This window comes from Pontibacter rugosus (genome assembly GCF_042678745.1).
Taxonomy (GTDB): Bacteria; Bacteroidota; Bacteroidia; order Cytophagales; family Hymenobacteraceae; genus Pontibacter; species Pontibacter rugosus.
In genome coordinates this window covers 1-23,894 of the sequence record NZ_JBHTLD010000052.1, presented here as the reverse complement: position 1 = coordinate 23,894, position 23,894 = coordinate 1, and the positions used below count along the sequence as shown (strand labels likewise).

At 45.3% G+C, this 23,894-nt stretch carries 14 protein-coding genes; 6 read left to right on the top strand and 8 right to left on the bottom strand.

Features of this window, described 5'->3' with window-relative positions; all coding sequences use genetic code 11:
* Window positions 1-140 precede the first annotated feature (140 nt).
* Complete coding sequence (locus ACFQ2O_RS07915) at window positions 141-6,515, top strand: T9SS type A sorting domain-containing protein (protein WP_377525283.1); 6,375 nt, start codon at window positions 141-143, stop codon at window positions 6,513-6,515.
* A 145-nt stretch (window positions 6,516-6,660) separates the two neighbouring features.
* Here the strand turns inward: ACFQ2O_RS07915 and ACFQ2O_RS07910 are convergent, their stop codons facing one another.
* Window positions 6,661-8,739 carry an alpha-ketoacid dehydrogenase subunit alpha/beta gene (locus ACFQ2O_RS07910; protein ID WP_377525280.1) on the bottom strand — a complete coding sequence of 693 codons (2,079 nt, stop codon included), beginning with the start codon at window positions 8,737-8,739 and terminating at the stop codon, window positions 6,661-6,663.
* A 302-nt stretch (window positions 8,740-9,041) separates the two neighbouring features.
* On the opposite strand from ACFQ2O_RS07910, the gene hemF reads away from it, so the two are divergent.
* From hemF to ACFQ2O_RS07890, 4 genes are read left to right on the top strand one after another with little or no spacing between them, the layout of a single operon-like run.
* Complete coding sequence (hemF, locus tag ACFQ2O_RS07905; protein ID WP_377525277.1) at window positions 9,042-9,944, top strand: oxygen-dependent coproporphyrinogen oxidase; 903 nt, start codon at window positions 9,042-9,044, stop codon at window positions 9,942-9,944.
* A gap of 2 nt (window positions 9,945-9,946) precedes the next feature.
* Entirely contained in the window at window positions 9,947-10,519 is a 573-nt protein-coding gene (locus ACFQ2O_RS07900; RefSeq protein WP_377525274.1) for a phosphatase PAP2 family protein, read from the top strand.
* Window positions 10,520-10,571: 52 nt separating this feature from the next.
* Window positions 10,572-12,950, top strand: coding sequence for a TonB-dependent receptor (locus ACFQ2O_RS07895; RefSeq protein ID WP_377525271.1), 2,379 nt, complete (start codon window positions 10,572-10,574; stop codon window positions 12,948-12,950).
* Window positions 12,951-12,952: 2 nt separating this feature from the next.
* On the top strand, window positions 12,953-13,888 hold the full coding sequence (locus tag ACFQ2O_RS07890) for a DUF4249 family protein (protein ID WP_377525268.1): 936 nt from the start codon (window positions 12,953-12,955) through the stop codon (window positions 13,886-13,888).
* Between the two features lie 5 nt (window positions 13,889-13,893).
* Here ACFQ2O_RS07890 and ACFQ2O_RS07885 read toward each other — a convergent pair whose 3' ends face one another.
* The 6 genes from ACFQ2O_RS07885 to ACFQ2O_RS07860 all read right to left on the bottom strand — a co-directional run bounded on the left by ACFQ2O_RS07885 (window position 13,894) and on the right by ACFQ2O_RS07860 (window position 20,988).
* Window positions 13,894-14,718 (bottom strand): ion transporter, encoded by an 825-nt coding sequence (locus ACFQ2O_RS07885; protein ID WP_377525264.1) that lies wholly within the window; start codon window positions 14,716-14,718, stop codon window positions 13,894-13,896.
* Window positions 14,719-14,820: 102 nt separating this feature from the next.
* Window positions 14,821-16,209 (bottom strand): TIGR00341 family protein, encoded by a 1,389-nt coding sequence (locus tag ACFQ2O_RS07880; protein WP_377525261.1) that lies wholly within the window; start codon window positions 16,207-16,209, stop codon window positions 14,821-14,823.
* Between the two features lie 55 nt (window positions 16,210-16,264).
* A complete protein-coding gene (locus ACFQ2O_RS07875) occupies window positions 16,265-17,608 on the bottom strand; it encodes a DUF2254 domain-containing protein (protein WP_377525258.1) in 1,344 nt (447 codons plus the stop codon).
* 226 nt (window positions 17,609-17,834) lie between these two features.
* Window positions 17,835-18,215, bottom strand: coding sequence for a helix-turn-helix transcriptional regulator (locus ACFQ2O_RS07870; RefSeq protein WP_377525255.1), 381 nt, complete (start codon window positions 18,213-18,215; stop codon window positions 17,835-17,837).
* Between the two features lie 399 nt (window positions 18,216-18,614).
* Window positions 18,615-19,151: a plastocyanin/azurin family copper-binding protein gene (locus tag ACFQ2O_RS07865; RefSeq protein ID WP_377525252.1), complete on the bottom strand. Its 537-nt coding sequence runs from the start codon at window positions 19,149-19,151 to the stop codon at window positions 18,615-18,617.
* 58 nt (window positions 19,152-19,209) lie between these two features.
* Complete coding sequence (locus ACFQ2O_RS07860) at window positions 19,210-20,988, bottom strand: L,D-transpeptidase family protein (RefSeq protein WP_377525247.1); 1,779 nt, start codon at window positions 20,986-20,988, stop codon at window positions 19,210-19,212.
* Window positions 20,989-21,408: 420 nt separating this feature from the next.
* Here ACFQ2O_RS07860 and ACFQ2O_RS07855 point away from each other — a divergent pair, with 420 nt between their 5' ends.
* On the top strand, window positions 21,409-23,211 hold the full coding sequence (locus ACFQ2O_RS07855) for a M1 family metallopeptidase (RefSeq protein ID WP_377525243.1): 1,803 nt from the start codon (window positions 21,409-21,411) through the stop codon (window positions 23,209-23,211).
* Window positions 23,212-23,351: 140 nt separating this feature from the next.
* Here the strand turns inward: ACFQ2O_RS07855 and ACFQ2O_RS07850 are convergent, their stop codons facing one another.
* The gene (locus tag ACFQ2O_RS07850; RefSeq protein WP_377525241.1) at window positions 23,352-23,840 is read right to left on the bottom strand and encodes a YciE/YciF ferroxidase family protein; all 489 of its coding nucleotides are present in this window, start codon (window positions 23,838-23,840) and stop codon (window positions 23,352-23,354) included.
* Between the last annotated feature and the right edge of the window lie 54 nt (window positions 23,841-23,894).

Here is a 23,894-nt window from a genome sequence, read left to right as displayed (position 1 = left end):
ATAGAAAACATGAAAAAGAATCTCCATTCCTAATTAAGCAAATTCCATATTGAAATCGGCTAATACTTGGCATTAGGCTTGACTTCCTGCTCCTGAGTAAGAACTATCAAGAGCAAGTGCTCTGACAATATTAGTCGATTATGAAAAAAACGCTCCATCTCCTATTTGCGCTCTTGTTGCTGATGCCTTTGCTTGTTCGTGCGGAAGGATCAAAACAGTTAACACCAAATTCCAACAATTTAGCGCTGACAGATCCGAACAACACACGTGCAGGTTTTCTTTCGCATGATGCAAACTTTGCGTCTAATACTGGTGTAGGTCCAACATCCTTGAGTTTTCTGAAGTCGCCCGGCTTTAATTACAATGGAGCCACTTATTCCGAAGACCACCGGCTATATGTTAAAGTTAAGCCGGGAGAGCGTCTGCATTTCGGTGTGCACCGCACAACCCATGACCAAGGCACAGGTAATCAAGGCAATTTGAATATCACTGTAAAGTATAGAGATGCTAATGGTACAATAGTAACTGTAAACACCTATACCCTTACGGCAAACACTAGTTCAACTAGAGCAATGCTACTAGTAGATGGTCAAGCGGGTGTGATTTCAACAGCAGCGCAGGCTACCGCCGGGCCAAACAGGTCTGGTGTTACAAACGGATATCCAAGTATATCTATAGCGAGTCCTTCCACAGCAGGTATACGTGATTACTTCTTTGAATTTAATCAGGTGGGGGAATCGAATATGAGCGATGGACAGCGCTTCTCTGTGTATGACTTTTGGGATTTTACTGTTGTAGATGCCAATAACGTTGAAAAGCCAGGACGTCTGTATAGTAAATTGTGGTCTTTCTCGGCAGGTGGCACCAGCAACGTGTTTTCAAAATACTTTGACATGTTTCCGCTGATACCAAGTGAAACACAAAGCGGTAGGTTTTATGTAAAAAAGCTTGAACTCGCCGGCATTGCTCCTCAGAACTTTTTCCGGTTTGTGACGAATAAATTTGGTTCTAACACATCTGTAGGTACATCCTTTGCAGAAAGAAGAAAAAGCCAGACTAGCAACACTGACTATCCGGAGTATAACAACTTCGTGAACAATCCTGACCCGGAGCTGTGGCCTAGTGCTATAGCCCCTACTTTCAGTATGAACATCGGCTCCTACTGCAGTAGTTCTACTACCAATTCAGGTGCTGTCACTTTTAATGGTAATAGCTCAGAGGCAAGTACTATGTTGGTGCTGGTGGACCTTAATGGAACTGCAGGCTATCAGCCAGGTACGGCCGACGTACTATTGGAGCAATCTGGCCCAAGTGGTGCGCGCATTATTGAATGGAATGGGTTAAATGGCTTTGGGCAGAAAGTGCCTTCAGGAACTACCATCAACTATCGCTTTAAAAATGGCAGTGCGCCTGTGAATTTCCCAATGTGGGATGCTGAAACTAACCTCGATGGTTTTAGAGTAGGTGATGTTCGCCCTTTGCAACCAGGCCAAACTACTTTCAGCTACAATAGTGAGCTGTATTGGGATGATTCCAAGCTTTCTACATCCCGGTTTCCTGCCCCTCAGACTCAACTTTTTGGTATCGGAACAACTACTGACCCTTCTGCTACAAGCGGAGGTGAGCACAGATGGGGTGCAGCCAGTGCCACAGCTGGAGACCTTTATACGGTTAACACCTGGACCTACGGCTATACCAACTCTATTAATCAGAGTGTGGTATATTCGTATGATTGCTCTGTAGACCTTGCTGTTACAAACACAGCTGCCTCTGCGCCATATATTATCGGCAAGCCTTTCACTTATACAGTTACTTTAACAAACAACGGCCCACAGACGGCTACAGGCGTTTCTTTGACAGATCTGTTAGATGCTACTAAGCTTACACTTGTAAGCGCAACTCCTTCTGCAGGTACCTATAATGCTTCAACCGGAGTATGGACGGTCGGTGATATAAGTATGGGTGGCTCGCGCACGCTCACGATTACAGCCACACCTAAAGTATTAGGCACTATCAGCACAGAAGCTAAAGTGACTGCCGTGCAGCAAACAGACAGCAATGTCAATAATAATGCTCAGACGGCAACTATCACAGTGGTTGCTGCCGCAGATATAGAGGTAAAGAACACGGTTCCTGCCACCACCTATAATAACGGCGACCTGGTTACCTATACTATAACCGCTAAAAACCTTGGGCCAAACGCGGCCACAGGCGTGTCTGTTACTGACCAATTGCCGGCAGGGTTAACTTTTGTGAGTGCTTCCTCTGCTGCCTATAGTGCCAGCACAGGAGTATGGTCGGTAGGTGATCTGGCATTGAACGAAACAAAAACGCTCACAATTACTGCAAGAGCTTCGGCCCTGGGTACTATCACCACAACCGCCAGCTTAGGTTCAAGAGCAGGACATCAGGTAGACGACAACTCCTCTAACAACACTTCTTCTAACACCATTACAGTGGCAGCCTCAGCCGACGTGCGTGTTACCAATGAAGTGTCTACTGCTACGCCTAATCAGAATGATGTTATCACTTACACGATCAAAGCTTTTAACGATGGGCCTAACAATGCAACAAACGTTAGTTTAAGCTCTGTTCTGCCAGCCGGTTTAGAAATTATCAGTGGCAGTCCTACCATGGGTACGTTTGAGTTGGCAACAGGCAAGTGGACAGTAGGTACTGTGGTAAATGGAACAAACCAGACGCTTACTATTACGGCCAGACCAAAAAATACAGGTAGCATTTCCCTTACCTACACACAAACGCACACCGAGTTTGATAGGATATCAACCAATAACAGTGCAACCAGCACCGTTACGGTTAGCCCTACCGCAGATGTAGCTGTTACTAACACTGTGTCGGCCCCTGTTGGTGGCTCTTATAAAAACGGTGATCTGGTAACCTACACTGTGGTTGTGAAAAATAATGGCCCAAGTACAGCTACTAACGTGATAGTGACAGATAAGCTGCCAGCTTCTTTAACCTTCAACAGCTACACAGCAACAAACGGCTCAGCGGTGTATGACGCAAGTACAGGTTATTGGACGGTTGGCAGCTTAGCCAATGGTGCTTCTGCTACACTAACATTGAATGCCACTATCAACCGTAGTGATGTAATCACCACAACCGCTTCGCAGACACACGCAGAGTACGATAACGTAAGTGGTAACAACAGGGCTTCCAATAGTATTACTTCTGGTACTGGACAAATAACGGCAGACATAGCCATAGATGTTACAAAAATAGAAGGCACTTATTATACCGGCCAGCCAGTAACCTTTAAAGTGCGCGTCGATAACTTAGGTCCTGATTTGGCGACTAATCTATCTTTGAATGCTTTGCTGCCCGCCACTATGCAGTATGTGAGTTCAGACCTTACTATCGGGACTTATGATGCAGCTAGTGGAATCTGGACTGTAGGTTCTCTTTCATCGGGTGCCTTTACAGAACTTATACTTGTGGCTACACCTAAACCTGCTGCCACTGCGTCAGCCACCGAACAGGTAAACCATACCTTCTCCAGTAGTTTAAGAACACTTGCCGAAAGCCAGGGTACTAATGCTGGTGTCGATACTGACAGTGAGACGATACATGTTAACAAGTTAGCTGATATTGCTACAAGCATGAGTGTTACCAGCAATAGCCCGGACGGCAAATACTATAATGGCGTCACTACAGCTACCTTCACCTTCACGGTAACCAATAACGGTCCGGACAAAGCTACGGGTGTAGCTGGTATCGACTCACGTTCAAATATGGTTAGATTCATAGGCTTTACACCAGGTATGGGTTATGACCCTTATACTGGAGAATGGAACGTAGGCGAGTTAGAGCCCGGCGCTTCTAAAACTGTGATCGTAAATGCTATTCCTACAGCCACTGGACGTGTGAATTTAGGCGGTCATAAAACAGCAGGAGATCAGTATGACCCGACAGTTGAAAACGATAAATCAGTTGCGCTGTTAAATGTATTGCCTTCGGCTGATTTGGAAGTAAAGCACACAGTAGCTGCAGGGCCATACTATAAAGGTCAGCCGACCACATTTACGGTAACACTAACTAACCTGGGGCCAGATGCTGCCACCAATGTTATGATAGAGGATATTATTCCTGCAGGATTGACATTTGTAAGTTCAACGGCAACTTTAGGTACATACAACAGCGCTACAGGCATCTGGTCGCTAGGTTCTGATGTACTGCCTAACCAGCCACAGACTTTAAGCATCACAGTTATACCCACTACTGATGCCACGATAAACATGCTGGCAAAAGTGACGATGGAAAAAGAGTATGACCATGTTGCAAGCAATAACAGCGCATCCGCAAGTATAACTGCCGAGAAATCTGCCGATATAGAGATGTCTACTGTAGTGGCTAGTGGAAATAAATATGTAGACCAGCCCTTCACTATAACTATAAAAGCGAGAAACCTGGGGCCTGATGCCGCTACTGGAGTTGCCATTATAGAGCAGCTTCCTGCTGGCCTCATGTACGTGAGCGCTACCACTTCAATTGGTTCATTCGATCCGGTTTCTGGAAGCTGGTCAATAGCTGAGCTGGCAAACGGTGTTACAGCCTTACTGGAGCTAACGGTAGTACCAAACAGAACCGGCTCCATGACAAATTATGCCTATAAAAGCTTTTCTAGTGAATATGATCCGAACGGGCAAAACAACCAGACTGGCAATAACAGAACGAGCAGTGTAATTCTGGTGCAGGATAGACCAGCTACGTTTACAATCAATGCGGCTAAAAACTTTTATGACTACCAGAAGGGCGACATTTTAGCCTTCTCTACTGATGCTGATGGCGAGATAACGTTTGCGCGCATCATTAGCGGCAGCATACCTGCCGGTACCATGCTTCAACCTTCAGGCGTGCAGGTGGTGACCGATAATTTCTCTTTGAGACCCGGTGTTTACACAGCAACAATAGAAACAACAGACAAATACAACGGGATAACTACCCAAAGTGTCACTATCACCATCACAGGTGACCGAGATGGGGACGGTGTAAATGATTTTGATGACATAGACGACAACAATGATGGTATTACCGACAAAGATGCTTCTGGTGGTGTAGACCCTTACGGAGACGAGAACGGTGATGGGCTCTTAAACTACTATGACCCATCCTATGTGTATCCGGGAGGCAAAGCTTTTGTAGATGTTAACGGGGACGGTATAAACGACTGGTTCGATACTGACCTGGATGGTATCATCAACTCACTTGATAGTGATTTTGATGGAGATGGTATCACAAATGCCATAGAGGCGAATGCTGGAGTTGCGCCGGTTGAATATGGGTACAACGCCACCAAAGGAATCTTAACAGGAAGTGTGAGTGCCAATGGTATGCCCGTGCTGGTGCAAACCAGTGCTAACAGTGGTATAAGCAAATATCCGGTGCCAGATTCAGATAAAGACGGTTTGAAAGACATGTTTGACATCGATTCTGATAACGATGGTTTGCCAGATGTAATGGAAGCGCAAACTACCGCTGGTTACCGTACCCGATCTAACATAGATATTGACCGAGATGGATTAGATGATGCTTTTGACCCGGATGCAGGCGGTATATCCAGTGCCGTGGTTGATACCGATAAAGATGGATTCGCAGACTATATTGACATCGACAGTGACAACGACTCTAAGACGGATACAGAGGAGTCTTTTGATGATAATGAAGATGGTAAATCTTTTGACGATCTGATTCTTAGGGCCTCTTACTTTACAGACAACAAGTATCCTACGCTGGATACAAATAAAAACGGTCTCCCAGATTGGATGGAAGATGATAACAAAAACGGCATATTAAATTTTATGGAACCAGGAAACGCTTATTATTTCGATTCTAATAATGATGGCCTTGTTGATCTATTTGACGCAAGAACATCGGGTACGCCGGTAAGGTATCAGCTTAACGCAAATAAAGAAATGAACTATAGAGACGGATTTGTATTAGCACCATTGCCTGTTACGCTGATTAAGTTTACTGCAAAAGCGCAGAAAGATGGCGTAATATTAAACTGGGCCACTGCCTCTGAGGTAAATAACGAGCGCTTTGTGATAGAACGTAGCGAGGATGCCAAAAGCTTTACTATGGTAGGCTCAATCAAAGGTGCTCTCAATAGCCATTCTACTGTTTATTATAGTATGGTTGATGCAAATGCTCCACTGGGAACCGTTTATTACCGTTTAAAACAAGTAGATACAGATGGCACATTTAAGTATAGCACAGTTGTAGCTGTGGAGGTTGTCAATGGAATCAACTCCAAAGCAGTTGCTATACTCTATCCAAACCCTACTTCTGGCTTGGCTAAGTTGAATATGAGCAGCCTGCCAACAGGTATGTACACCATCTCCATCATCAGTATGGATGGCCGCGTAGTAAAGCAATTGCAGCTGAATACAGAAGTGGAGCAGCAGCTTGACTTTAGTAACCTGACCAACGGCAAGTATGTGCTTCGCTTACAGGGGCAGCGCCTGCAGCAGACTATTAGCTTTATTAAGAATTAATTATACCTCCTGTTTTCATAAAAAAAGCCTTACCAATTTGGTAAGGCTTTTTTTATGTCACGATTGAGCGTGCTTAAGAAGAATGTAATGTATGGTTATGGTTGCTGGCTTTACTGCCATAATTAGCAGCAGTAAGCTGAAGCAATTAATAATTCAGTAACTCTTCTATCCTGGCCGCTACTTTATCAGCGTTTGGCAGCATCATTTTTTCCAGCTCTACATTCAGCGGAATGGCAGGTAAGTTAGCCGCACCCAATGTATAGATAGGCGCATCCAACTTTTGGAAACAATCTTTAGACAAGCGGCCAGCCAGCGATTCTGCAAATGAGTTCATCAAAGGCTCTTCTGTTAGTATCAAAGCTTTACCATGGCGTTCTACTGAGGCGCGTACAGTATCGTAATCCAGTGGGTTCAGGGTGCGAAGGTCTATAATCTCGACACTGACCTTAAATTGCTTAGAAGCTGTCTTCGCCCAATACACACCCATGCCATAAGTTATAATCGTCATGCTGTTGCCCATGCGCATTTCTTCTTCGCTGGCCTGTTGCACCACGTTAGCTTTGCCAAGAGGTAAAATATAATTCTCATCCGGCTCTACCGTTTTAGCATCTTCAGTTCCCGGCACTTTAGACCAGTAGATGCCTTTATGCTCCAGCATCACCACTGGGTTCGGGTCCAGGAAAGCGGCCTTCATCAAACCTTTCATGTCTGCGGCGTTGCTTGGGAACACCACTTTGATTCCACGAATATTCAGCAGCGTTGATTCTATACTTCCCGAATGATAAGGCCCGCCGCCGCCATAAGCTCCTATCGGAACCCGTATAACAGACTGAATCGGGAACTGCCCATTAGACAGGTAGCAGCTTTTGGAAAGCTCTTCCACCAACTGGTTAATACCTGGCCAGATATAATCGGCAAACTGGATTTCGACAATGGCCTTGGCTCCTACAGCCGACATGCCAGCGGTTGAACCAACTATATAAGCTTCCTGAATCGGAGTGTTGAACACACGTGCATCGCCATACTTTTTAGCCAGTAAGGCAGCCTCACGGAACACGCCACCCAACTCACCGCCTACGTCCTGACCATAAAAAAGCGCTTCCGGGTAGGTTTTCAGAATATCATCTACGGCATGCAAGGCAGCATCCACCATGATGGCCTTTTCGGCTCCAGCTGGGCTGCGTTCCCCTTTCTCTTCAGTGATTGGCGTTGGCGCAAATTCATGTTCATCAAAAGAAGCAGGATCAGGATCTGGAGCATTAAGAGCACGTTCATAATCTGCAGCCACAGTGCTTTTAGCTTCCTGTTCCAATAGCTTTATCTCATCCACAGATAAGCCTGCATCTAGCAGCACCTCACGGAGTTTAGGAATGGGATCATCTACGCTATGCTGCTGCAGGTTGTCGCCACGGTACCATTCACGACGTACGCCCGAAGTATGATGACCGAGCAGCGGTACTTTGGCATGCACCAAAATCGGGCGACGCACCTTGCGTACATACTCAATGGCCACGCGCATACCTTCATAAGACTCTTCGAAATCAGATCCGTTTACGCGCAGGCGCTCCATGCCTTTAAAGCCGGCAGCAAACTCGAATGCATCCATAGCGCGCATCTCTTTGCCTGTGGCAGAAATTCCCCAGTCATTATCCTGTATCAGGTAAATAATTGGCAGGCCTTTTAAGACCGCCATCTGAAAAGCTTCAGAAACTTCACCTTCCGTTACGGAACCATCACCCAAAGAGCAAATTACAATCGGTTTCTCCTCGCCTTTCAGCAGCCCCTGCCCTTCCAGGTAAGCTATTCCGTGAGCCATACCTGTGGCCGGAATTGCCTGCATACCTGTGGCAGAACTTTGATGAGGAATAGTCGGAAAGCCTTCGCGTTTCAGGGATGGGTGCCCGTAATATGTGCGCCCACCAGAAAACGGATCATCTGCTTTGGCCATTAACTGCAGCATAAGCTCGTAGGGCTGCATGCCTATACCCAACAACATAGAATCATCGCGGTAGTAAAGCGAGGCAAAGTCGTAAGGCTTTAGTTGCAGTGCAGCCGCCAGTTGTATGGCTTCATGGCCACGGGAGGTGCTATGTACATATTTACTGCAAATAGCTTTGTTTTCTTCGTAAGTATCAGCCAGGGTTTTGGCTGTAATCATTAGTCGGTAAGCCTTTTTGAGTAATTCCAGATCAAGTTTAGTGGCTTCCAGGGTATCTTTAGACATAGTGTGTTTTAAGGTTTGCCCGAATTTACAAATTTTAAGCTTTCAAGTAAATAGCAAATGCGTTCGGCAAAACGCAGGATAATCGGTAATTTTATGGCAAAATTTAAAGACGCTAGATGTTAGACGTTAGATTCTAGACAAGGGAACTAAAATGAGTGCTAGGCAGCAACAAGCTTTGAGGGATCGAAATTGCTTGTTGCATTTGTACTTGATACAGAGGAAAAGCTCTCTGAAACCTTCTGTCCTTTATCTTTTATCCACTAGTCTAATATCTAACGTCTAACATCTAGCGTCTAAAGAATATGTTTAGAGAAAAAGTAGAGGCGTTTATGCGCCAGTTCCAGTCAGACCTTTGCCATGCGCTGGAAACCTGTGATGGCGGGGCAACTTTCAGTTCAGAAACCTGGCAACACGAAGGCGGCGGTGGCGGGAATACACGCGTGATAGAAGGGGGAAATGTGCTGGAGAAAGGTGGCGTGAACTTTTCTGCTGTGCAAGGGGAGCTTTCGCCTGCATTCCTGAAAATGCTGCAGATGCCGGATCCATCTTATTTTGCCACAGGTGTTTCGGTGGTTATGCACCCACACAGCCCGATGGTGCCTATCACGCACATGAACGTGCGCTACTTTGAAGCCGGCAACGGCCAGGCCTGGTTTGGCGGAGGCATAGACCTTACTCCTATCTATACAGATCTAAAACAAGCGAGAGAGTTTCATGAACAGATGAAAGCAGTGTGTGATAAGCATCACCCAAGCTATTATCCTGAGTTCAAGAAATGGGCTGACGATTATTTCTTTAACGAGCACCGCGAAGAAACGCGAGGTGTAGGTGGTATATTCTTCGACAGACTTTCTGTAACCGATGAGTTTTGCATGGAAGACCGTCTTGCTTTTGTACATGATGTAGCTTATGCGTTTGCGCCGTTTTATACTTCCATCATAAATCAGAACCGTGATTTGCCTTACGGTGAGCGCGAGAAGCAATGGCAGTTGATGCGCCGTGGGCGCTACGTAGAGTTTAACCTGGTGTATGACCGTGGCACTAAGTTCGGTTTACTGACCAAAGGACGTATAGAGTCAATCCTGATGAGTTTGCCAACCCATGCCTCCTGGATCTACAACTTTACCCCGGAACCCGGCAGCCCGGAAGAGCAAACCCTGCAATCTCTGAAAAAAGAAATAAACTGGCTTGAGACTGGTAAATAGAGATGGAGCAATTGGAGCAGCTGGATAAAGAAATTTTCCTGTACCTAAACGACATGCACAGTCCATTCTGGGATGCTGTGATGATTTTCATGTCTGAAAAATTAGTGTGGATTCCCTTTTACCTGGCCCTGGTTCTATACTTGGTCTGGCGCTACCGCCGCAAAAGTATACTGCTGCTGCTGCTGGTAATTGTGGCCATTGGCTTGTCTGATTTTATTGCCTCCGGTATCATGAAGCCATACTTCATGCGCCTGCGCCCCTGCCATGATCCTACGCTTTCAGAATTTATTAGTATGGCGGATGGTTGCGGCGGTAGGTTTGGGTTTATCTCATCTCATGCGGCCAATACTTTTGCTTTAGCCGTGTTTTTCAACCTTGTCCTCTCCGACCGCTACCTTATCTTCAAAATAGTGCTGGTGGCATGGGCGGTAGTGGTTACCTACAGCAGAATATACTTAGGCGCACATTTTCCGGGGGACGTACTGTTAGGAGCATTATTAGGTTCTTTTATGGCCTATCTCTGCTCCCTGGCCTATCCTATACTTGTAAACAAATACCCTTACTTCCGACGTTAAACCTTTGGTGCCTGTTACTGTTGCATCAGTAGTCATTTTTCAGCATAAAGGTTTGCGAACGAGCTATCTAACATTTGTACTTCTTCTGGGGTTGCTGTGCCTGCGGGCAAATCCAGCGGCTGCCCAGGCAGTTTATACTTTATCCGGACGTGTGCTGAATGCCGCGTCAGGCGAAGCGCTGACGGGCGCTTCTGTTTTTCTGCAGGAGCGCCTGGGCTCTGGAGCCGTTACAGATGCAAACGGCAGGTATAGCTTTACTGCACCTGCTGGTGCTTATATGGTTGTGGCAAAGTATATTGGGTATGATGATCAACAGCAGCCATTGAGGCTTGCACAAAACACTACGCAGCATTTTAACCTAGCACCCACAGCCTATGGCGTACAGGAAGTAGAAGTTGTGGCGAAGCGCCAGCCTCCCATAGTCGAGACAGCAGTGATGGGCCAATTGGACCTTCCGCTCGAAACTATCAAAACGCTACCGGCTATTTTTGGCGAAGTAGATATACTGAAAACTATCCAACTGATGCCCGGTGTGAAATCGGCGGGCGAAGGAAGTACTGGCTTCTACGTGCGCGGCGGCGGCTCCGATCAGAATTTAGTTACCTTGGACAAGGCAACCGTATACAACCCGGGGCACCTGTTCAACTTCTTTTCGGTTTTCAACAGTGATGCCATCGGCAGTACTACGCTCATCAAAGGGAATATGCCCGCCCGATACGGTGGCCGCCTCTCCTCCATACTTGATATTGGCTTGAAAGATGGAGACTTCAATGATTTTAGAGCAGATGGTGGCATCGGTTTGGTTGCTTCAAGGCTTTCAGTGCAGGGGCCTATCATAGAAGATAAAGCATCCTTTATACTTTCCGGAAGGCGCACCTATGTGGATGTTTTGATGAATCCTTTCTTGAAGAACTCAGAGCAGGGAGGCGTTCCATATTATTTTTACGACCTAAACGGTAAATTAAGCTTCAGGCTTTCAGAGAAAGACAATTTATACTTGAGCGGGTATTATGGCCGTGATGTAGGTGCATTTACCTTATCGGACGGGCGCTTTACGTCAGAGTTTTTTTGGGGCAATACCAGCGCCACGGCAATGTGGAACCATGCTTTTAATGATAAGCTAGAGATGAATGTCTCTGGTATAATGAGTAAGTATGACTTTGAGTTTACCTGGGATTTTGCTGGTTTTAACACGGTTTTACAAACAGGGGTGCGCGATTACAGTGCACATGTTGATTTTGATTATAAACCAAATGCCTTGCATCATATACAGTATGGCGTGCAGCATACCTATCATAAGCTTCGCCCGCGTACTGGAGAGGCAGAAGGATTAGAAGGAGCCACGTTCAGCACAAATCGAATATTAACCAAGTATGCCCACGAAACGGCCTTGTATGTTTCTGACGATGTTTATTTAACTGACAAACTGCTGCTTAGCTTAGGTATTCGGCATAGTTACTTTAAACAACTAGGCCCATTTGACCTGTATCGCTTTAATGAGAACCAGATTGTAACCGACTCTACGAGCTATGGCTCCGGTGAGAAGGTATCTTCTTACAATGCCTGGGAGCCGCGTGCATCAGTAAGATATGAGCTCAGCAAAAGCAGTTCTGTGAAAGCTGCCGTTTCTCGCTCTGCACAATACCTGCACCTGGTATCGAATGCCTATACCACTTTACCACTGGATGTTTGGGTGCCAAGCTCTGCCATTGTAGAGCCACAGTTTGCCACTCAGTACGCTTTAGGCTACTTTAAGAGTTTTAAGGACAACCAGTACGAAGGATCAGTAGAAGTATACTACAAAGACCTGGAAAACCAGCTGGAGTACCGGGAGGGGTTTGCGCCAGGCCCAAGTAACCGCGATCTTGAATACGAATTTGTGAGCGGCAGCGGCAGGTCTTATGGGGTTGAGCTGTTTATGCGTAAAAACTATGGCAACTTACAAGGCTGGGTAGGCTATACACTCTCTCGCACCACACGTAATTTTCCACAGCTGAATGAAGGCGAAACATTTCCGGCCCGCTACGACCGCCGGCACGATCTGTCGTTGGTGGGCAGCTACAAGTATAACGACCGCTGGACCTTTGGCGGCAGCTTTGTGTACGGAACCGGGGAAGCTACCACCATGCCGGAGCGCCGCTATATTCTGGAGGGGACAGTAAATTACCAGTACGGAGCACGCAACAGCTTTAGAATGGAGCCCACGCACCGCCTGGACTTGTCGGCCACGCTGGAGGGTAAGAAATGGAAAAATATAGAGAACAGCTGGACTTTCTCTGTCTACAACGTGTATGGCCGCAGAAACCCTTACCTGTACTACATCGATAACGAAGGCGATGCGTTTAGCTCTGACGTAAAGCTGCAAGCTAAAAAAGTGTCTATTGTTCCTTTTCCGCTTCCGTCCGTTACCTTCAATTTTAGTTGGAAATAGAGATGAATAAACTACAGTTTTTTTTCGCCCTACTTAACCTTGCGCTGCTCTCCAGCTGTGAAGAAGACATAACCATCGATCTGCCGAAAGGCGAGGAAAAGCTGGTGGTGGAAGGGCATATAGAGCAGGGTGCTCCCCCTATTGTTATACTTACGCGCACAGTGCCTGTATTTTCAAGTATATCGTTAGAAAGCCTGCAAGAAAGCTTTGTGCACAATGCAGAAGTCACAGTAAGTGCAGATGGTAAAACCTACACTTTAAACGAAGTGCCTTCAGTGGCTTTCTCTGAAGATTTTAAGCAAGCACTATCTGTTCAGTTTGGTGTTAATCCTGCTTTGCTTCAGGCATCCGGCAACTTTATCTTCTATGTATATACAACCGATGAGCTTGTAGGAGAAGTAGGGAAAGGGTACCGTCTTCAGATCAACTATGAAGGCAGAACACTTTCTGCTGTTACCACTATTCCGCAGCTTAACCCCATTGATTCTGTCTGGACAGTACCGCATCCTGATCCTGCGCAGGATAGCTTGCGGACGTTATACTATCGTTATGCTGATCCGGATACCATCGGTAACAGCATCCGATACTTTACCAAGCGCAACAATGAGCCATTTTATCCCGGTCTTTTTGCTTCTGTTTTTAACGATGAGCTGGTGAATGGCTCAACAATTGATTACCCGCTGGACCGTGGAGAGCCTAAGGGTCAGACAGAAATCAATGAAGACTTGTACAGTTATTTTGGGAAAGGCGATACCGTTACGATACGCTGGGCCGCAATAGACCTGCCTCACTACCGCTTCTGGAGCAGTTTAGAGGCTGAGCAAAACAGTAACGGAAGCCCGATAGGTTCACCAAATATCACACGCTCCAACATCAATGGCGGTCTTGGGGTGTGGGGCGGCTATGGCGTTACGTATCATACTATTATCATCAGGTAAATTAATCAGCTTTTCTGATCGGGAAGCTCGTAGCCGCAGTTATAGCAGTAGTTAGCTTGGAGTGGGTGCCCCTCCTGATGGCAGTTGGCACAAACGCGGGTTGTTGCCTGCTCCCGGGCAGATTTAGATAGCTCTACTGTAACGATACCTGTCGGAACGGCTATAATGCCATAACCCATAATCATTACAAAACTGGCTAGTATTTGGCCTAAGGCTGTAGCAGGCGCAATGTCACCATAGCCAACTGTAGTTAAAGTCACAATGGCCCAGTAAATACTGGTAGGTATGCTTGTAAAGCCACTGGCCTCTCCTTCTATAATATACATCACAGAGCCTATAATGACCACCAGCGTCAGAACAGTACTTATAAATACAATTATTTTGGTAACACTTGCCCTGAGTGCACTGGAAAGCTGCTGTCCTTCATTTATAAAGCGCGTCAGCTTAAAGATGCGTGCTACCCGCAGCAGACGCAGTACGCGTACCACCAACAAGTATTGGCTGCCTATTATAAGCAGACTCAGGTAAGTTGGAATGATGGACAGTAGATCGACTAAGCCAAAGAAAGAAAAAATATACTTTATAGGTTTAGGCGTAGCGTAGATTCGAAGCAAGTATTCTATTGTAAAAAGCAGTGTAAACCCCCACTCTAACGAAATGAAGTATGGCAGGTAATCGTGCCGCAACCCTGCCACGCTCTCCAAGGACACAACTAGAACGCTGCTCAGAATCAGAACCAGTAAAACAACATCAAACGCTTTGCCTGCAGGCGTCTCTGCTTCAAAAATTATAGTATAAAGCTTATGCTTTAAAGAGTTTTTTCGGTTCATAAGGTTGCTATGCAAGCTATACTAGCTCCGTTTACGTAAATTTATACATGTCGCTGATTTAGGGGGTAAAGGACCTTCATAAACAATAGGAGCCATCAACTATCAGAACGTTGATACAACCTGCACAGAATCCCGCTGAAGCTTGTAGCGCAGATAGCCTTTAATGCGTGATTCATATTCTTTTACCTGTGCTGCCCTAAGCTTCTGCTCTGCTGCTTTGCTTTTTGCTGTAGCTGTCTCTGCCTTTGCAGGCTTCACCCAATCAATCATCACCAATGTAACCGTATCAGGCTTTGTTGGGCTTGATGTAGTCACCATCTCTCCTACCTGCACTTTCTGAATCTCCGGAAACAGCATTCTAAGATCCTGCGTAGCACTGCCTTTTGTCAGCATTACCTGCTGGCGGCGCACACTGTCTGTCCTCTGCTCCTGTAGCTTCTGCAGCTCCATGGTTTTAAGCATGTCCTGTGTTAAGTTGTGGGTAATGTCATAAGCAATCTGCTGCACCTCTTCAGGTGACACGTCAAGCTGAACAAGCCTTATTTTATACTTCTCCAGGTTGTTATCCGTCAGCACGTCATTATAATGTTGTACTAATTGTTCATCTACCTGCTTCCCGACACTGTAAATCTTTATGTATTTCAGCGAATCTGTATGCTGTACTTCCCATTTAAGCACCTCGTTATTCCGTTCAATAAAATCTGTAATAATCAGGTTCTCAATCTGCTTTCTGGTTTTAACCCCTATGTATACATTATAGAGGAAGTAAATGCTGGGCAACAAAACGATTACCAGCATTACCACCATTATTTGTGCTACACGCTTTTGCTTTGCCGCATCTACATAAGATTTTGTGTGGAAGTGCAGGTACTTCACAATCATATAGGTGGCAAGGCTGATGAATACAGCGTTGATGAAGAAAAGGTAGAATCCTCCAAAAAAGAAATCTATTCTGCCAGAGGCCAGCCCATAGCCGGCAGTACAGAGCGGAGGCATTAAAGCCGTGGCAATGGCCACACCAGGTATAGCGTTTGATCTGTCAGACCGGGAGATGGATATAATGCCGGCCACACCACCAAATATAGCCACCAGCACATCCAGTAGCGTAGGTTGTGTACGTGCCAGAAGCTCATTTGTAGGCTCGCCAAGCGGTGTTACGCTGAAGTATAAGGCACTCACAATAAGCCCTGCGACGGCAGCTAAAGCCAGGTTCTTTAGAGAATCCACCAGCATTTCCCGGTCGTTTATACCAACCGAAAGACCAACCCCAAGTATGGGCGACATAAGGGGCGAGATTAACATGGCCCCTATAATCACGGCCCCTGAACCGGTGTCAAGGCCGATGGAGGCAAGCATGGCGGAGCAGATGAGCATCCAGGTGTTGTTACCACGAATAGGAATTTTGTCGTTTATCTCCCGGATAGTACCCGGCTCATCTGTTTCGTGCTGGATGTTAAAGATGTTATCCAGCAGCTTTTTAAGGGATTGCAAGAGCATATGGTAAAGGTAGGCTTGCTGCAAAAATATAATATTCCTGCGAATATAGCTACAGCTCAGCCTTCAACAGCGGGATAGCCCGGTCCAGCACATGCATATTGTTTATCGCTAACACCTGCTGGTTTATCTTTTGCCGATCGCCCGGGTTATGGATTTCTTTGTCTGCATCGTGCATCAGCAAGTTAGTCTCCTGGTAAAGGACTTGCTTTAGGTGCGGATAAGCCTGTACTTTATACAGCAGGCTTTGCAGCAAATACAGCAGGCGCAGTACTATTACGCTGCTGCCCTTGCCGTACAGACGAATCGGGCCTAAGCTGAGATTATATAATTCGCCAAAGCTTTCATGTTCGAATCGAATACGGGCAGCTCCCTTTTCATCATATAAGATCTTATCATCGGTTAGATTCATTCTTAGCGAAAAGAGTGCGGTTAAGTAATCGATGGCTTTGATGGCAGTACCAGGATCATTAATGCCGGGGCTAAGTGCTTTCACTGCGCTTTCGGTTATGTGCTTAAAGCCAAAAAGATAGTTAACACTCGGCCGCTCCTCTCTAAAGAAATCAGTATGCGAGAAAAGCTTTTTTACGAAACCTTCTATGTCTTCCAGGCTCTTGTTAACGCGTGCAAAAGGCACCCCCTGCACTACAAAATTGCCGAGAGGATGGTCAAAATAAAGCACCACATCGTATTCGCAGCAAATTTCTAAAATTCTTTCCTGGTCCAGGCTTTGTAAGTATCCTGTTTCGGGGCTGAGAACCGGGTACCAATCTTTATGAGTTGTAAAGACATTCGGTACAAGATGGCCTTTATCATTTTTAATTTCTTTGTTGAGCCTTTGAGTGGTGACGTGGTAAATGCCTTCCAGTATACTTTCAATCTGAATAGACTGAGAGATAGAGTGAATGAAGTAAACAAAAAAGCTAAGGCAGAGGATAGTAAAGCACATGGACAGGAAAATAGAAAAACCAGGTAGCGGTATACTATAATACTCTGCATGTATGTTAACCATGATCACCAGCGTGTAGATTAAGGTGCCTAAGTATAGCCCCAGTACCCGTTGGTTTGATTTGTGTGAGATCAGCCCCGGTATTACACGCGGAGTGAAATTGGCACTTGCCTGGTTTAGCACCAGCATCACCATCGTAAAGCTGAAAACAGTAAGCGAGATTATGCCGGTTGTGATAGAGGAAAGAATTAACCTTGCCGTTGCCTCATCAGTGATGATCATGAAAGGCAGGTCATCCTGAAACTGCTTGCTTAGCCCATGCGACTCCAGAAATAGCATCAATAAAGCCAGCCCGAAAAAGAATAAGGAAATTAACGTGGGATAAAAACCTATGCTGTTGATGATGTAACTGTAGGCAAATTTTATCCGACTCAAAATGCGATCCATAGGGGCTGTGTTTAAGCTGTTACAGGTTCTATTGCCAATGTACTTATACTTGCAGCAGATTGTTGTAGGATAGGTCGAGCGCCATGCTATACTATTGATTTACTGAGCAAAAGGTAGCGCTTTTCATCTTGTGCTTTACTTATGAGGGATTTGCTAAAAGCTTTCTCTGCTGCATGAGGCAGTGTCAGTAGAGATTTGCTCCTGCTGTGGGTAAAGCAAAGGTAAACTAACCAGGCGTATAGGCAGTGAAGCTATTGTCGGAGTAAAAAATAACGATCTGCTGTACTTGCTTATTTGCTGCAGTAGCTATGTTAGCGGTTTTTACTGTTGCCGGTTGGCTATCTACTGTATGATCCGAGGTAATTTCTGGTGCAGCGACAGCAGGGGTAGCTGCATTTGCTGCAGTCATAGCGCCTTCGCCAAGCATGAGCCAATTTATACTTACGTCCCTGTAGGTGCTGGCTATTTTCATGATTACTTCCAGGCTTGGCTTGTTCCGCTCACTTAATATATGACTAACTGTTGCTCTTGGTATTTCAATAGCATCTGCAAATTGAGTAGAGCTCAAGCTCTTATACTCCATTAGTTGCTTTATTCTGTCAATCATATTAAAACAGTATAGAAATGTATAACGTGAGTTTACAAATGTATCAGTCTGAAAAACAATAGTATACCAATGTAGCCAATGTTAGCTTTAGAAGCAAGATACATTTCTGCTCAAGTATATTATACCCCCTCTCTGCCTCTTTGCCCATAGCATTGAGAATATTCATTGTGACACAATGGCAGTGCTATAAGTTAGGGTTGTGGATAACTCGAGTTGTCCACAATCCTCATATTATCAAGCTACTATACTAGTGTAAGTGAAGTAATGAAAGAGAGATTCGCTTTCTGAGCGAGCTGTTGGGGCTTCTTTGTCATGTCTGCCTATGCTGTCAGATTAAGGCTTAATGAAAAGAGGCAGACGAAATTCGCCTGCCTCTTTTCATCTAAGCTAAAGGGTGGCTTACTTCACCACCAGTACGCCATGCATTTTGTTCCAGTGTTCCGGATAGGTACACACAAAGCCATAATTCCCTTTCTTGGTTGGGGAAGTAAATTCCATCTCTACTGTTTGGCCTGGTAAAGCCATAGGCGATGCTGCCAGCACAGCAGATGAAGCAGGTACATAGTTTCCGGAGGCTCCTACTTCTGCTGCAGCCAAGGCAACTGGTTCAACATTTCCGGGAGTTGTGAATACCACATTATGTACCATAGGCATATCTGTGCCTTCGTTTACAAATGTAAGTTTAACGTGTGCACCTGCCTTTACCTCCAGGGTATCCTGGTCATATTTTATTTCTTCTAATGTATTACCCAACGCTCTTAAAGTAACTTCTGCTATCGGTAATAAGGTAGTATCGTTTAAAGGAGCACTTGATGCCGTGGCTGTATCGCTCAGCGTACCAGCTACTTTAGCAAGGTTTCCATCTGCCTCAGGTTGGTTGCATGAACAAAGCATTAATGGCAACCAAAGCGCAGTAAATATTAATTTAGATTTCATCGAAAGGCTTCAATTAAAAATGAATCGGAGCAGCTTAGCGGCTGCTCCGATGTATGTCTTATTCAAAATACTCTTTAGCTAGCGTTTTATCATGCCCATAAATATCTTCCCTAAAGTGTATCTCTCCTTTCTCATCAACCCAACTAGTGAAGTAAACAAGGTATACCTGCACCTGCTTCGGCAGCGTTACCCATTTTTCTTCACCTGTTGTCATGGTCTCCCGTATTTTCTGCTCGTTCCACTCTGGCATATCCTCCAGTAAATAGCTCGCCAGCTGCACTGGCTTTTCAACACGTACGCAGCCATGGCTAAAGTTTCGTTCTGTCTGGCTAAATAGCGCATCAGCTGGTGTATCATGCAAGTATACCGCATATTCGTTCGGGAACAGGAATTTAATCATACCCAAAGAATTCTTCGGTCCTGGTTTCTGTCGCACACGGTAAGCAAAGTTGGCTTCATTTACTTCGCTCCAATTAATGGAAGATGGAGAAACTGCTTGAGGATCTTTATCCTTGGTTACAATCTCCATGTTGTTGCGATCCAGATAACCTGGGTTGCTGATCATCTTTGGCTTTATCTCGTTCTGAACAATACTGTTAGGTACATTCCAGTATGGGGCCATTACTACATACTCCAGCTTATCGCTGAAAATTGGTGTAGAGTTTAGTGTCTTACCAACTATAACGCGCATCTCCATCGTTTTTTTATACTGACGCTCCGCTTCCGGGTCGTTATTCGGATCTTCGTAGATGTACATTTTATACTCAGGGATATTTACCCAAATGTATTTCTGGTCTAACTTTTTAGGCACCAAACGCTTCGGAATCCAGCGCCAGCGCTCCATGTTGATCATGATCTGATCAATGCGTTGAGAGATAGGTACATTCAGTTGGGCAAGGGTGTTGCCGCCAACAGCGCCATCTTCTTTTAACCCATGTAGCATTTGAAAGTGCTTTACCTGTTTCACCAGGTCTGCGTCATACACGCGCATTTTCGGATCATTGGCTGCTATCTGTTTTCCTGGGTTCAGTCGTTTACGTAACGCTATAATGGCAGCAGCAGAGTCTCCCTGCTCCAGCACCTTACGGTTTCCAAGCTCAATTTTGGGCCATCCGCCTTTTGCTTCCAGCGCTCTGTATTCCTGTAGTTTATCACGTAGGCGGGTATAGCCAGCATGTAGTGCTTCAAACTCATAGTAGGGGTAGGTACTGTCACGCTCCTTTAAAATAGTTTGCAGTGCCTTGTGTAATTTGATTTTGTTCCGCTTCACATCCCACTGCGAACTTCCGGCATCCAATTGCGGGTTTGCACGGCCTCTGTAGAAGTCGGAGGCATAGTTAAAGTAGGAGGCAGTAAGTGCTACGTCTATCTCCTCTTGCAGGGCAAGCCTGGTGGAGTCATTTGCATCCAGTTGCTTGTACTTCTGGATCATTTGCTCCAGGTCTACCACCTTGTAGCTTGCCGGGTTTAAGCCCTCTTTCGAAGCCTTATTTACAACATTGATGAATTTTTCTGTTTCAGGAACAAGTTCATTGTTCCGGAACCAGGCCAGGCTATAATCTCTCTCTCCGTAAAACAGAAACATCAAGTCATTAAATTCTTTAAACTCTTTTTTATCGCTGATATATTTTTTGATAAAAAGGCTGTCTGTGGTAGCCTGTGGTAATTCTTTGCCACCAAATAAACCGTCAGTTATGCCTTTGCCTCCGTCTTTTGATGAGTTGCCGTCACCACAGCCAAGCAGCAAGGCTGCTGAGAGAGGAAGCATAAAGCCAAGGGTGATATTTTTAATTCTAAAAGGGTTCATGTGCGATTTGTTAGATTGAACGAGTTTCAAAACAGTTAATCAGTATTTTTGCTGTTAAAGAAAGATGTTGATATAATACTATTTTGAAGCTGCTGGAGTAATGTGTCAGCCATTACAGCTATATGTACTTCAAAAAGATACAAAAAGTTGCCTGCACTTATAAGCTTCATGATCCCTCACTTTGCTTAAAATTTAAACACGCATGCAGCTGCTTTTCTAAACTTATAGTGTTATAACATACAAAGTGTATGCCTTGTTAAGTATAAACGCGCTGGAGCTTTTGCAACAGCGTCAGTTTTCACTATTGGGCCAGAATAGTTATCTTTCGATGAAATGATCAAAAGAAACCATATGAGATTTTATCACCATTGTTTACTTGGCTTAAGTGTAGCAGGCAGCCTTCAGCTTGCCTCTTGTTCCTCCTCTACCACCACCAACGATAATGAAACTATGACAACCGAACAGCGTGCTCAGGAAAGCGCCTCTGCTGATGCGCACAGTTTTGCCAAACCTGCTGAGGCAGTAGCAAAACACCTCAGCCTAAACATCGATGTGAATTTCGATCAGAAGGTTTTAAGCGGCAAGGCTTCTTATTTAATTGAGAACAAAACTGGTACAGATCAGATAATCTTTGACACCCGCAACCTACAGATAGAGAAAGTATACCTGGGCGACAGCATGGAAGAAACCACTTTCACGCTGGGCGATGGTAATGATGTGCTGGGCCGTCCGCTGATGGTAAACATAAAACCTGATACTAAGAAGGTAACCATCGAGTATAAAACTTCTCCGGACGCAGCTGCTTTACAATGGCTGAACCCGCAGCAAACGGCAGGCAAAAAGAACCCTTTCCTGTTCACGCAGTCGCAGGCTATACTTGCCCGCACCTGGATTCCTATTCAGGATAGCCCGGGGATCCGTATCACCTACGATGCTAAGGTGAAGGTTCCTAAGAACTTGCTGGCAGTTATGAGTGCCAGCAACCCGGTGGAGAAAAACAGTACCGGTGAGTACGCTTTTGAGATGAAGCAGCCAATCCCGTCTTACCTGATGGCATTGTCGGTAGGTGATCTGGTGTTTCAAAAAGTAGGGCCGCAAACAGGTATTTATGCTGAGCCAGCTACTATAGAGGCTGCCGCATATGAGTTTGCTGAGATGGACAAAATGCTGAACGCCGCTGAAAAGATATATGGCAAGTATAGATGGGATAGATATGACCTTCTGGTGCTCCCTCCTTCTTTCCCTTTTGGAGGAATGGAAAATCCACGCCTCACGTTTGTCACCCCTACTGTTTTAGCGAAAGACCGGTCACTTACCAGCCTGATTGCTCATGAATTGGCGCACAGCTGGAGCGGGAACCTGGTAACAAATGCTACCTGGAATGATTTCTGGTTGAACGAAGGCTTTACCGTATACTTTGAACGCCGTATCATGGAGGAGCTTTATGGCAAAGATTATGCGGACATGCTACAAGTGTTGGGCTATCAGGACCTCACTAACACCATCAATGATATAGGTGCTGAGAGTGAAGACACTCGCTTGAAATTAGATCTCGAAGGTCGTGATCCGGATGAAGGGCTAACGGATATTGCGTATGAGAAAGGTAACTTCTTCCTGCGCCACATTGAGAATACAGTAGGAAGAGAGAAGTTCGATGCCTTCGTGAATAACTACTTCAATACATTTGCTTTCCAAAGCACCAATACGGATAAGTTCCTGGATTTTCTGCGTGCTGAGCTGATTAAAGGCGATGCAGAACTGGCAGAAAAAATTAACATCGAAGGCTGGGTATACACGCCCGGATTACCTCAAGGTGTGAAAGTGCCTACCAGTACACGTTTTGCTAAAGTAGAAGAAGCCTTCCAAAGTTGGAAAAACGGTAAACCTGCCGCCCAGCTTTCTATAAAAGACTGGTCCAGCCATGAGTGGCTGCACTTTATCAGAATGCTACCAGAGCAGATGAGCCAGCAACAGATGGCAGAAGTAGACAAGGCTTTCAACTTCACAAATTCTGGTAACTCAGAGGTGTTGGCTGCCTGGTTTATACATGCCATTCGAAATAACTATACTACTGCTGACAAAGCCATGGATACTTTCCTGACGAATGTTGGCCGCCGTAAGTTTTTGGTGCCGATTTACAAAGCCTTGGTTGCAACGCCTGAAGGAAAGAAAAAGGCCTTAGCTATTTATGCCAAAGCCCGTCCTAATTACCATGCTGTTTCTACAGTTACGTTAGATGAAATGCTGAAATAAGCAGCCAAAGCTGATTTATAACAGGAAAGGGTGGCTACATGGCCACCCTTTCCTGTTATACATGGAGAAGCTCTGTTACCTTCCTACCTGCTGGTTAGGCCAGGCGAAGGTACAGAGCTTCCCTTACATCTTTACAGCTACTACTTTGCTTGCTCGTTTATGGTGCTTTCAGCAATTTTAGACAGTAACTCATCTGTCTTCTTTTCTTCTTCAAGCGTCAATTTCAATTGTTTTAGCACATCATCCATCCCTAACTGTTTGGCATAAGTACAAGCTGTACCGTAAGCTGCTATTTCATAATGCTCTACACGCTGGGCGCAGGCAATTAAAGCGGCATCCATTACGCTCGGGTCTGCTTTTTCACTCATCATAGATTCTGCTTCTTTGATGATGCCTTCCATGGCCTTACACTTCTCACCGGATGATTTCTCGTCAATAATTTCAAAAACTTTGTCGAGACGCTCAATTTGTTTTTCGGTAACATCCAAATGATCCTGGAAAGCCTTTTTCAGTTTTTCTGAAGAGGTGGCTTTTATCATTTTCGGAAGTGCTTTTGTAATCTGCTGCTCAGCGTTATAGATATCCTTTAATTCATGGATCATCAGATCCTTTAAGTTATTAAGTTTCATAGCTTGGAAAGGTTTCGCGATTAATATTCCTTTGGTATTGTTGGGATTCTATAC

Coding starts and splice junctions, on each gene's coding strand:
- ACFQ2O_RS07890 (WP_377525268.1), top strand. CDS start 12,953: ATGAATAAACTACAGTTTTTTTTCGCCCTACTTAACCTTGCGCTGCTC.
- ACFQ2O_RS07915 (WP_377525283.1), top strand. CDS start 141: ATGAAAAAAACGCTCCATCTCCTATTTGCGCTCTTGTTGCTGATGCCT.
- hemF (WP_377525277.1), top strand. CDS start 9,042: ATGTTTAGAGAAAAAGTAGAGGCGTTTATGCGCCAGTTCCAGTCAGAC.
- ACFQ2O_RS07855 (WP_377525243.1), top strand. CDS start 21,409: ATGACAACCGAACAGCGTGCTCAGGAAAGCGCCTCTGCTGATGCGCAC.
- ACFQ2O_RS07870 (WP_377525255.1), bottom strand. CDS start 18,215: ATGATTGACAGAATAAAGCAACTAATGGAGTATAAGAGCTTGAGCTCT.
- ACFQ2O_RS07910 (WP_377525280.1), bottom strand. CDS start 8,739: ATGTCTAAAGATACCCTGGAAGCCACTAAACTTGATCTGGAATTACTC.
- ACFQ2O_RS07850 (WP_377525241.1), bottom strand. CDS start 23,840: ATGAAACTTAATAACTTAAAGGATCTGATGATCCATGAATTAAAGGAT.
- ACFQ2O_RS07900 (WP_377525274.1), top strand. CDS start 9,947: ATGGAGCAATTGGAGCAGCTGGATAAAGAAATTTTCCTGTACCTAAAC.
- ACFQ2O_RS07885 (WP_377525264.1), bottom strand. CDS start 14,718: ATGAACCGAAAAAACTCTTTAAAGCATAAGCTTTATACTATAATTTTT.
- ACFQ2O_RS07875 (WP_377525258.1), bottom strand. CDS start 17,608: ATGGATCGCATTTTGAGTCGGATAAAATTTGCCTACAGTTACATCATC.
- ACFQ2O_RS07865 (WP_377525252.1), bottom strand. CDS start 19,151: ATGAAATCTAAATTAATATTTACTGCGCTTTGGTTGCCATTAATGCTT.